The following is a 10650-nucleotide window of genomic DNA, read 5'->3' on the forward strand; positions in this document are numbered from 1 at the left end:
AACGCAGGCTTAGCGACACTCTAATGCCGTTTGAAGAGTTAAAAGCATTATAGGGTAGCCGCGGTGTTTGCGTCTTAAAGAGGTTGTTCATGTCTCGTATTGTTGAAGCCACGCAGCGAGTACCCGCGACATTAGCTGGCGCGCGTTTAGACCAAGCCGCCGCTGAGTTGTTCAGCGATTATTCCCGCGAGCGTTTGAAAGCGTGGATCAACGCCGGTGAGCTCACCGTCGACGGCGCTAAAGTAAAACCGAAGGCCAAGCTGCACGGCCACGAAATATTAGCGCTAAAAGCGACTATTGAAGACGATACTCGTTTTGAGCCCCAAGATATTCCGCTTGATATCGTTTATGAAGACGATGCGGTGATGGTCATCAATAAGGCCGCGGGCATGGTGGTTCATCCCGCCGCGGGCAATCCTGATGGCACGTTGTTGAATGCGTTGCTCCATCATCATCCTGCACTGGCAGAAGTGCCTCGGGCGGGCATAGTCCATCGCCTGGATAAAGACACCACTGGTCTAATGATGGTGGCAAAAACGTTGCCCGCACAAACGACGCTGGTTGAGCAGTTGCAGGCGCGCAGCGTTTCTCGTCAATATGATGCAGTGGTGATTGGCAAGCCCGTGTCGGGCAGCACCATCGACGCGCCCATTGGTCGGCACCCAAAAGACCGCAAGCGCCAAGCGGTCACGGCTTCCGGAAAACCGGCAGTGACTCACTTTCGGGTAGTTGAGCGCTTTCGCGCGCATACCCATGTGCGTTGCCAGCTGGAAACCGGGCGTACCCACCAAATTCGCGTTCATATGGCTCATGCCCGCTACCCATTGATTGGCGATCCGCTCTATAGTGGCCGTGCTAAGCTGCCGCCGGGTGCTGCTGCGCCGTTAAAAGAGATTTTGCGTGAATTTCCGCGTCAGGCGCTGCATGCTCGGAAGCTCAGCTTTGTGCATCCGGTAAGTGGTGAAACGCTTACTTTTCATGCTGACTTGCCCGATGATCTACTGATGTTGTTGGATTACCTGCGCGAAGATAGTGAGACCATGAGATGAGCGACGCGATTGATCTGAAGCCCACGCTACTGTTGCCTGATTGGCCAGCCCCCGCGAATGTGCGGGCGTTTGTGACCACTCGGGAAACAGGGCCGAGCCAGGATGATTTTGCCGCTTTCAATCCAGCGAGCCACGTAGGCGATAATGCTGATCATGTCGCGCTATGTCGGCGTTTGTTGCACAAAGAAATCGGCGATGATCGACCGCTGCTGTGGCTTAACCAAACCCATGGCGCACGCGTTCAGCAGGCGTATCAAGACGATACACCGGAAGCAGACGCCTCGGTTGCCAGCAGCAACGACTATGCCTGTGTGGTGTTAACCGCAGACTGCTTGCCGGTGATGTTCTGCAATCGCCAAGGGACTCAGGTAGCCGTTGCCCATGCTGGCTGGCGCGGGCTGGCGGGTGGCGTATTGGAAGCGACCGTCGCCGCGATGAACTGCGATCCTGACGACATTTTGGTATGGCTCGGGCCGGCTATTTCAAATGCTCAGTTTGAGGTCGGACCCGAAGTGTATGGTGCCTTTGTCGCGGTACACCCTGAGACCGCTGAAGCGTTTGACCACAGCCCCTATCGTCTTGGTCACTATATGGCGGATCTTTATCGCTTGGCGCGCTTTCGTTTAGAAGCGCTGGGGATTCATCACATCAGCGGAGGCCACTTCTGCACGGCCTGCGAGTCGCGTTTTTACTCCTACCGCCGAGACAATGGCAACACTGGACGCATGGCAAGTGTGATCTGGATCAATTAAGTAGTGTTATTCCTTCGAGCTTGTTATGCACAGCTCTTGAAATGCGTGGAACTGACTCCATTAAACTTGTCAAGCTAAACGTTTTTAGCACATTAAAGACAAGTTGTTGGGAAACACCGTGGGTCCAAACGCACGGCTCCCCCAGGAGGAACTCCATGCGATTCGATAAATTTACTGCCAAATTACAGGCCGCTATTTCTGAGGCACAATCCCTTGCGGTTGGGCACGGCCATAACCAGCTTGATCCCGCGCACTTATTGCTTGCGTTACTCGATACCAAAGACACTGGCATTAAAGCCTTGGTTGAAAAAGCTGGGGGCAGTAGCTCGCGCCTGCGCGACGGTTTGCAGAAGCAGCTAGATGACTTACCTAAAGTGAGCCAGTTCGACGGTGACGTTCAGCCATCTCGCGACTTCATTAAACTATTCAATTTAACTGACCGGGAAGCGCAGAAACGCGGCGACCAGTTTATTGCCAGTGAATTGGTACTTCTGGCTGCACTGGAAATGAACAGTGCGATTACCAAGCTGATGAAAGAGGCAGGGCTCAACCGGAAAGCCCTGGAAGCCGCAATCAATAGCTTGCGCGGTGGTGCTAAGGTCGACGACCCGAATGCCGAAGACCAGCGCGAAGCGCTTAATAAATACACCATGGATCTAACCCAGCGTGCGTTAGATGGCAAGCTGGATCCGGTGATTGGTCGTGATGATGAAATTCGCCGCACGATTCAGGTGCTGCAGCGTCGTACCAAAAATAACCCGGTACTGATCGGTGAGCCAGGGGTGGGTAAAACCGCCATTGTGGAAGGGCTGGCCCAGCGTATTGTGAACGGTGAAGTGCCTGAAGGCTTGAAAGAGAAGCGCGTCCTTTCCTTGGATATGGGCTCGCTGCTGGCGGGCGCCAAATTCCGTGGCGAGTTTGAAGAGCGTCTGAAAGCGGTGCTTAAAGAGCTTTCCCAGGAAGAAGGCCGGGTCATCCTGTTTATTGATGAGCTGCACACCATGGTGGGTGCGGGTAAGGCTGAAGGTGCGATGGATGCAGGCAACATGCTTAAGCCTGCGCTGGCGCGTGGTGAACTGCACTGCGTAGGCGCGACCACCCTGGATGAGTACCGCAAATACATTGAAAAAGACGCCGCGCTGGAACGTCGCTTCCAGAAGGTGTTGGTCGATGAGCCCTCTGAAGAGGACACGGTAGCTATTCTGCGCGGCTTAAAAGAGCGTTACGAAGTCCACCACGGCGTGGATATTACCGACTCGGCGATTATCGCCGCGGCTAAGCTCTCTACCCGCTATATCACTGATCGGCAGTTGCCCGATAAAGCCATTGACCTGATCGACGAGGCAGCGTCACGTATCCGCATGGAGCTGGACTCTAAGCCTGAAGAGATGGATAGGCTGGATCGTCGGCTAATTCAGCTGAAAATGGAGCGCGAAGCGCTTAAGAAAGAGACCGACGAAGCCACTAAGAAACGCCTTGAGGCGCTGAACAACCAGATCCACGAATTAGAGCGCGAATACGCTGACTTGGATGAAATCTGGAAAGCTGAAAAAGCCAGCATTCAGGGCGCAGCGCAGTTTAAGGCGGAGCTTGAGCAGGCGCGCATTGACCTTGAACAAGCGCGTCGCCAGGGCGATCTAGGTCGTATGTCAGAGATTCAGTACGGCAAAATTCCGGCGCTTGAGAAGAAAATCAGCGAAGCGGGCGAAGGCGAAGCTGATATTGCCAGCCACCAGTTGCTGCGCTCAAACGTTACCGAAGAAGAGATTGCCGAGGTGGTTTCTCGCTGGACAGGCATACCTGTCTCCAAAATGTTGGAAGGCGAGCGAGACAAGCTGCTGCGCATGGAAGAAGCGCTGCATGAGCGAGTGATTGGCCAGCATGAAGCGGTAGAGGCAGTGGCTAACGCCGTGCGCCGCTCGCGGGCAGGGTTGTCTGACCCCAATCGACCCAACGGCTCGTTCCTGTTCCTCGGCCCAACCGGGGTGGGTAAAACAGAGCTATGTAAGTCGCTGGCTAACTTCTTGTTCGATACTGAAGAGGCAATGGTGCGTATCGACATGTCGGAGTTTATGGAGAAGCACTCCGTGGCTCGCTTGATTGGTGCGCCCCCAGGCTATGTAGGTTATGAAGAGGGTGGCTACTTAACTGAGGCGGTGCGTCGTAAGCCCTACTCGGTGCTGCTACTGGACGAAGTGGAAAAAGCGCATCCGGATGTGTTCAATATCCTGCTGCAAGTGCTGGAGGATGGTCGTTTAACTGATGGGCAAGGTCGCACAGTCGATTTCCGTAATACGGTGATCGTGATGACCTCTAACATGGGCTCGGACATCATCCAGCGCATGGGTGGAGATGATAACGACTACGAAGTCATGAAAAATGCAGTGATGGAAGTGGTGGGTAACCATTTCCGCCCTGAGTTGATTAACCGCATTGATGAGGTGGTGGTGTTCCACGCCCTTGGCCAAGAGCAAATTCAGGCGATTGCCGGTATTCAGTTAGAGCGTTTGAAAGTTCGCTTAGCTGAGCATGACCTGAGTCTGGAAATTAGCGATGACGCTATGGCCCAGCTGGCGGTGGTCGGTTTCGACCCGGTGTATGGCGCAAGGCCGCTGAAGCGGGCGATCCAAAGCCGCATCGAGAACCCATTGGCTCAAGACCTGCTGGCGGGCAAATATGCCCCTGGCGACACTATTCATATCAGTGCGAGTGAAGGCAAGCTGGTATTTGAGTAAGGTGGGTAATTAAAACGCCTACGTTTTCAACGCGTCTGTGCAGTGATCCTCAGCAAGCCTGCGCAATGAACCCCAGCTAGCCTGCGCAATGAAATAGGGCAAAAGCCTCGTTAGCTCTGCTAGCGGGGCTTTTTTAATGGCTAACTGCGACGTTTGTTGCGTTTGTCCTGATCGGAGGTTGACAGGCTGAGGGCGCTAATGGAATCTTGTGTGTTCCTGATTTGCGGGCGCGGAACCAACGGGCAACCCCTAATCCCCGCGCGAAGGGTAGGCGAAAGCCTTTACCCGCCGAAGGACTTCCGGGCTTGGGCTAACCGCCCGACCTGGCCAACGCCCCGACACGGCAAACCGTCGTGTAAGGTAGCTACTGGCGTATTTGATGATATACCGGTGCTTCCGATGAGAGTGCAGGCCCTAACCGGGCCATATGCCAGGGTTTGGCATCAGGTGCCGGCATGGGCCGGCAGCGGCATACCGCCGCACTCGACACCGCAGGATGTCCTGCGGATCGCACTCGAGACCTCCAGGGGAGAAACACAGTGGAACTGCTTTCCGGCGCAGATATGATCGCCCGCTTCTTGCAGGATGAGGGCGTAGAGTACATTTATGGTTATCCCGGCGGCGCGGCGCTGCACATTTACGATGCGCTGTTCCGCCAGGACAAGGTGAAGCACATTCTCGTGCGTCACGAACAGGCTGCAACTCACGCAGCAGACGGCTATGCCCGTGCGGCGGGTAAGCCAGGCGTGGTGCTTGTCACCTCCGGTCCTGGTGCTACCAATGCGGTTACCGGCATTGCGACTGCCTATATGGATTCGATTCCAATGGTCGTGTTGTGCGGTCAGGTCATGAGCCACCTGATTGGTGACGATGCCTTCCAGGAAACCGATATTGTGGGGGTGACTCGCCCCATCGTGAAGCACAGCTTCTCAATTCGGCATCCGTCTGAGATTCCAGAAGTGCTGAAAAAAGCCTTCTATCTCGCGGCGACTGGTCGCCCGGGTCCGGTCGTGGTCGATATTCCTAAAGATATGACGGCACCGACCGAGCGCTATGAGTACGTCTACCCGAAAAAGGTCAAGATGCGCTCCTATAACCCGGTTACCCGGGGGCATACGGGGCAAATTAAAAAAGCCGTTGAGTTGATGCTGAAAGCCAAACGTCCGGTGTTCTATACCGGCGGTGGCGTGGTAACTGGCAAGGCAAGCGAAGGATTGACCGATTTGGTCAAACAGCTCGGCTTCCCCATTACCACAACGCTGATGGGCATTGGCGCCTATCCGCAAAGTGATCGGCAGTGCCTGGGCTGGTTAGGGATGCACGGCTCGTATGAGTCCAATATGGCCATGCACCATGCGGATTTGATTATCGCTATTGGCGCGCGTTTTGATGACCGAGTGACCAACAACACGTCGAAGTTCTGCCCCACGGCAAAAATCATTCACGTGGATGTGGACCCAAGTTCGGTATCTAAAACCGTACGCGCAGATGTGCCTATCGTTGGGCCAGCGTCTAGCGTCATTAATGAAATGATCAGCCTGGTTCAGGGGCAGTCAATTTCGCAGCCTGAAGCGCTGACCGAGTGGTGGCAAAAAATTGACGGCTGGCGCGCCGAGCGTGAAGGCAAGCTATATGAGCCTTCTAAGCCAGGCGAAGTGTTGAAGCCACAGGAAGTTATCGAAGCGCTATGCCGTGTTACTCGCGGTGAAGCCTACGTGACGACGGATGTTGGCCAGCACCAGATGTTTGCTGCTCAGTACTACAAGTTTGATAAGCCTAACCGTCTGATCACCTCGGGTGGTTTGGGCACCATGGGCTTTGGCTTCCCGGCTGCCATGGGTATCAAGCAGAACTTCCCTGACGACGACGTCGTGTGTGTAACAGGGGAAGGCAGCTTCCAGATGATGATGCAGGAGCTCTCTACCTGTAAGCAGTACGGCGTGGGCGTCAAAATTGTAAACCTCAACAATGCATCGCTTGGCATGGTGCGGCAGTGGCAGGATTTGAACTACAAGTCCCGTCATGCGCACTCCTATATGGAGTCGCTGCCAGACTTCCACATGCTCATTGAGGCTTACGGATTTACCGCAATCACCGTGAATACCCTTGATGAGTTGGAACCGGCGCTAGAGCGCGCCTTTGCCGACAAGCATGAGCTGGTGTTCCTGGATGTGAAGGTTGATCCCTTTGAGCACGTCTATCCGATGCAGGTGCCGCTAGGTGCCATGCGTGACATGCTGCTGTCTAAAACGGAGCGTACCTGATGCGTCATATCATCTCGATTCTGATGGAAAACGAACCGGGTGCGCTGTCACGTGTGGTCGGGCTGTTCTCCCAGCGTAACTTCAACATTGAAACGCTGAACGTTGCACCGACCGAAGACCCGTCGCTGTCACGCCTGACGGTGACCACCGTGGGTGATGACCGAGTGATTGAGCAAATCACCAAGCATCTTAATAAGCTGATTGATGTGGTGAAGCTGGTCGACCTGACGGAAGGTAACCACATTGAGCGTGAGCTGATGTTGGTGAAAGTAAAAGCGTTAGGCGCTGCCCGCGATGAAGTGAAGCGTACGGTGGATATTTTCCGGGCGCAGATCGTCGACGTAACGCCAAGCCTTTATACCGTTCAGATTACCGGTGACGCCGCTAAGTTGGATGCTTTTCTACAGGCCATGGCGCCGGTAGGCATTCTTGAAGTGGCGCGTACCGGGGTGTCCGGTATCGCTCGCGGCGATAAAGTTCTATCGTTGTAAACGTAACATGCTAGCTGAATCTGTCGTTGGCAAAGCCGTCCTTATCAGGGCGGCTTTTTTTGTATCCTTTAAGCACACGTTAACCTGGTGTCACAGTCGCCCAAAACGCGTCAATCATCGGATTTTTGAGGCGTCGGTTAAGCACGCAAACTCCGACATCGTAGTGGGGTAGCTCGGGTTTTACGTTGAGTACTTGCACACGTTCGGACAGCGGGCTGTTATCTAGCACGATTTTGGGTACCACTCCCACGCCAAATCCCAGCCCCACCATACTTACAATTGCTTCGTGCCCAGCTACTTGAGCATAAATGCGCGGCGTAATGCCCATCGCTTTAAACCACGTGTTGGCGTACTCCCTTGATAGCCCAGCCTCTGAAAGAATCATCGGGACATCACGCCACTGCTCGGCTGTTGAGCTTTCCGGCTGACTGGGCAGCCAGTTGTGGGCTTCTGTAGGTGCAATAAACAGCAGCGGTGAGCGGGTAAGCGATTTAAAGGCCAGAGCGCTGGGTGGAATCCGCGGGCGGGGGGTAATGGCCATATCGTCTGCGCCTTCCAGTACCCGTGACATGGCATCAGCGGGGTCGCCGGTATGCAGCTTTAACTCGATACCAGGGTGCCGAGTACGCACATCACTCAGTAGTTCGTAGAGAAAGCTATAGCTCGCGGTTACCGAACAGTAAATGCTTATTTCGCCACTCAGCTGTGCCACCGTGGCGGCCAGTGTTCGCTTCTGCATTTCCCATTGCTCTAAGGTCTCTTTTGCATAGCGCTGAAACGCTAAGCCTTGAGGGGTTAACGTGACATGGCGATTGTCGCGCTCAAATAGTTGCGTGCCTAGCTCGGCTTCAACCTGCTGAATTGAGCGGCTTAAGGTGGATGGGCTGATATGACAAAGCTCGCTGGCGCGGCCAAAGTGCAGCGTCTCGGCCAGCGTTACCACATGCTTTAATAAGCGAAAATCCATAGAAGCCCACTTTTAAGATCGACGTTTCATAATTAGAAATAGTATGTTGCAAATATAGCGTTTTACGCAATGGTGGCGGTGGCGTAGAGTGATCTCAACGCCAAAGCCCAGTGCTGCAAAAGACGGCACGGGTGGCCATCAACGCTGATACGACCTATATAAATTATTCCTATATAACGATCATTTTTTGATCAAATTCGATTTTTGGAGTCTCGCTATGCACGTTTATTACGATAAAGATTGTGATCTGTCCCTCATTCAAGCCAAGAAAGTCACTATTGTTGGTTATGGTTCGCAAGGCCATGCCCATGCGAATAACTTGAAAGAGTCTGGCGTCGACGTCACGGTTGCTCTGCGCAAAGGTTCTTCCTCTGCCGCCAAAGCAGAAGCCGCAGGTCTGAAAGTGGCAAGCGTTCCAGAAGCGTGCAAAACCGCAGACGTTGTCATGATTCTGGCGCCGGATGAGAATCAAAAAGCGATCTACGAGCAAGAAGTAGAGCCGAACTTGAAAGAAGGCGCGACCTTGGCCTTCGCTCATGGCTTTAACATCCACTACAACCAAATTGAGCCGCGCAAAGATCTAGATGTCATCATGATCGCGCCGAAAGCGCCAGGTCACACGGTTCGTTCTGAGTTTGTTAAAGGTGGCGGCATTCCTGACTTGATCGCTATCCACCAGGATGCGTCTGGTAATGCCAAAGAATTGGCGCTTTCTTACGCGGCAGGCGTTGGTGGTGGCCGTAGCGGTATCATCGAAACTACTTTCAAAGATGAGACTGAAACGGATCTGTTTGGCGAGCAAGCAGTTCTGTGTGGCGGCGCAGTTGAGCTGGTTAAAGCTGGCTTTGAAACGCTGACTGAAGCAGGTTATGCGCCAGAAATGGCTTACTTCGAGTGTCTGCATGAGCTTAAGCTGATTGTTGACCTGATGTACGAAGGCGGCATCGCCAACATGAACTACTCCATCTCCAACAATGCGGAGTACGGTGAGTATGTGACTGGCCCTGAAGTGATTAACGATGAGTCTCGTGCCGCAATGCGCAATGCACTCAAGCGTATTCAAACGGGTGAGTATGCCAAAATGTTCATCCAGGAAGGTAACACCAACTACCCGTCGATGACGGCACGTCGTCGCTTGAATGCTGAACACGAAATTGAGCAAGTAGGTGCTAAGCTACGTGGCATGATGCCGTGGATCGCTGCCAACCAGTTGGTTGATAAATCGAAAAACTAAGCGGTTAGCGTGTTAGTACGCTAGTTAAAGTCTCGGGGCGCACATTGTTGCGCCCCGAGTCGTTTGGCGTCGCATGCTGCAATTGACTGGCTGAGTTAGCGTCACCGTGTAGAATGAAAAGGGATCACTGTGCTTGTGACTTCACTTCAAACGGATGATATTTATGACCCAGGATGCTCGCGATCAAGAGCGTAAACAGGCCTCGCAGTCAGTGCCTCAAGAAGGCCAGAAAACAGAAGCTAGTGGTGCTGGAGAGCAAGAAGACGCTAGTCACGAAAAGGTAAGCAATGGCAGCGTAAGTCATGACAACGTAAGTAATGAAGATCTTGCTAGCGTTTTTTTGCGCGAAACGGAAGTGGTTGAAGAAGCGGTTGAAGACGGTAAGAAAATTCGCCGAAAAGGCATTTACTTATTACCTAACTTGTTTACTACGTCTGCGCTGTTTTCAGGCTTCTTCGCGGTGGTCGCTGGCATTAACGGAGAATTCACTTCGGCAGCAGTGGCAATTTTTATCGCCATGGTGCTTGACGGGCTTGATGGTCGTGTTGCCCGTATGACCAATACCCAAAGCGAGTTTGGCGCCGAGTACGATAGCCTTTCCGACATGATCTCGTTCGGTATGGCGCCTGCATTGGTGGCCTTTACCTGGATTTTGCAAGATATCGGTAAAACTGGCTGGGTGGTGGCATTTCTTTATGTGGCTTGTGCTGCACTGCGCCTGGCGCGCTTTAACGTGCAGATTGGTAGTGTTGATAAGAAATGGTTTATCGGCTTGCCAAGCCCATCCGCTGCCGCTTTAGTGGCTGCAAGTGTGTGGACCTTCCATAGTTTTGATGCGGATGCGGTAGGTTTTAAGCTGCTAATGCTGTTTGTTGTAGGGGCAGCGGGTGTGCTCATGGTTAGCAATATTCGTTATTACAGCTTTAAAGACCTCGATTTCAAAAAGCCTGTACCTTTTGTTGTGCTTCTAGCGGTAGTGCTAGGGTTCGTAATGATCTCAGTGGAACCATCTGTAATGCTGCTACTGCTTTTTGGTGCTTATGTGTGCTCAGGCCCGGTATTGGCCGTTATGCGCAAGGCCAAGCCTAAAAGCTAAAGTTTATTCACATTTTCCCAAAAAACCACTTGCCAAGACGGCAGCGAATCCGTAAAGTACGC

8 protein-coding genes are annotated in these 10650 nt (G+C 53.2%); 7 read left to right on the forward strand and 1 reads right to left on the reverse strand.

What is annotated here, in order from left to right; genetic code table 11:
- The first annotated feature begins 89 nt into the window (after positions 1–89).
- The 5 genes from rluD to ilvN all read left to right on the forward strand — a co-directional run bounded on the left by rluD (position 90) and on the right by ilvN (position 7291).
- Positions 90–1049: a 23S rRNA pseudouridine(1911/1915/1917) synthase RluD gene (rluD, locus tag INT19_RS11435; RefSeq protein ID WP_193060819.1), complete on the forward strand. Its 960-nt coding sequence runs from the start codon at positions 90–92 to the stop codon at positions 1047–1049.
- Complete coding sequence (gene pgeF / locus INT19_RS11440; RefSeq protein WP_193060820.1) at positions 1046–1801, forward strand: peptidoglycan editing factor PgeF; 756 nt, start codon at positions 1046–1048, stop codon at positions 1799–1801. The genes rluD and pgeF overlap by 4 nt, the downstream gene beginning before the upstream one ends.
- A gap of 155 nt (positions 1802–1956) precedes the next feature.
- Positions 1957–4536 carry an ATP-dependent chaperone ClpB gene (gene clpB, locus INT19_RS11445; protein WP_089040764.1) on the forward strand — a complete coding sequence of 860 codons (2580 nt, stop codon included), beginning with the start codon at positions 1957–1959 and terminating at the stop codon, positions 4534–4536.
- A gap of 539 nt (positions 4537–5075) precedes the next feature.
- Positions 5076–6800 (forward strand): acetolactate synthase 3 large subunit, encoded by a 1725-nt coding sequence (locus INT19_RS11450; protein WP_089040765.1) that lies wholly within the window; start codon positions 5076–5078, stop codon positions 6798–6800.
- Positions 6800–7291 carry an acetolactate synthase small subunit gene (gene ilvN, locus INT19_RS11455; protein ID WP_027336791.1) on the forward strand — a complete coding sequence of 164 codons (492 nt, stop codon included), beginning with the start codon at positions 6800–6802 and terminating at the stop codon, positions 7289–7291. The genes INT19_RS11450 and ilvN overlap by 1 nt, the downstream gene beginning before the upstream one ends.
- A 79-nt stretch (positions 7292–7370) precedes the next feature.
- Here the strand turns inward: ilvN and ilvY are convergent, their stop codons facing one another.
- On the reverse strand, positions 7371–8258 hold the full coding sequence (gene ilvY, locus INT19_RS11460) for an HTH-type transcriptional activator IlvY (RefSeq protein WP_193060822.1): 888 nt from the start codon (positions 8256–8258) through the stop codon (positions 7371–7373).
- A gap of 217 nt (positions 8259–8475) precedes the next feature.
- Between ilvY and ilvC the strand changes: the two genes are divergently transcribed.
- Together ilvC and pssA are read left to right on the forward strand one after the other, a co-directional pair.
- Complete coding sequence (gene ilvC, locus INT19_RS11465) at positions 8476–9492, forward strand: ketol-acid reductoisomerase (protein ID WP_016916053.1); 1017 nt, start codon at positions 8476–8478, stop codon at positions 9490–9492.
- 163 nt (positions 9493–9655) lie between these two features.
- The gene (gene pssA, locus INT19_RS11470; protein WP_193060823.1) at positions 9656–10588 is read left to right on the forward strand and encodes a CDP-diacylglycerol--serine O-phosphatidyltransferase; all 933 of its coding nucleotides are present in this window, start codon (positions 9656–9658) and stop codon (positions 10586–10588) included.
- Positions 10589–10650: the final 62 nt, after the last annotated feature.

Origin of the sequence: Halomonas sp. 3A7M (assembly GCF_014897875.1) — a bacterium.
Lineage (GTDB): Bacteria > Pseudomonadota > Gammaproteobacteria > Pseudomonadales > Halomonadaceae > Vreelandella.

What these genes read in the sequence shown, in the direction of transcription:
- rluD (WP_193060819.1), top strand. Translation starts at nt 90, where the DNA reads ATGTCTCGTATTGTTGAAGCCACGCAGCGAGTACCCGCGACATTAGCT.
- pgeF (WP_193060820.1), top strand. Translation starts at nt 1,046, where the DNA reads ATGAGCGACGCGATTGATCTGAAGCCCACGCTACTGTTGCCTGATTGG.
- clpB (WP_089040764.1), top strand. Translation starts at nt 1,957, where the DNA reads ATGCGATTCGATAAATTTACTGCCAAATTACAGGCCGCTATTTCTGAG.
- ilvN (WP_027336791.1), top strand. Translation starts at nt 6,800, where the DNA reads ATGCGTCATATCATCTCGATTCTGATGGAAAACGAACCGGGTGCGCTG.
- ilvY (WP_193060822.1), bottom strand. Translation starts at nt 8,258, where the DNA reads ATGGATTTTCGCTTATTAAAGCATGTGGTAACGCTGGCCGAGACGCTG.
- ilvC (WP_016916053.1), top strand. Translation starts at nt 8,476, where the DNA reads ATGCACGTTTATTACGATAAAGATTGTGATCTGTCCCTCATTCAAGCC.
- pssA (WP_193060823.1), top strand. Translation starts at nt 9,656, where the DNA reads ATGACCCAGGATGCTCGCGATCAAGAGCGTAAACAGGCCTCGCAGTCA.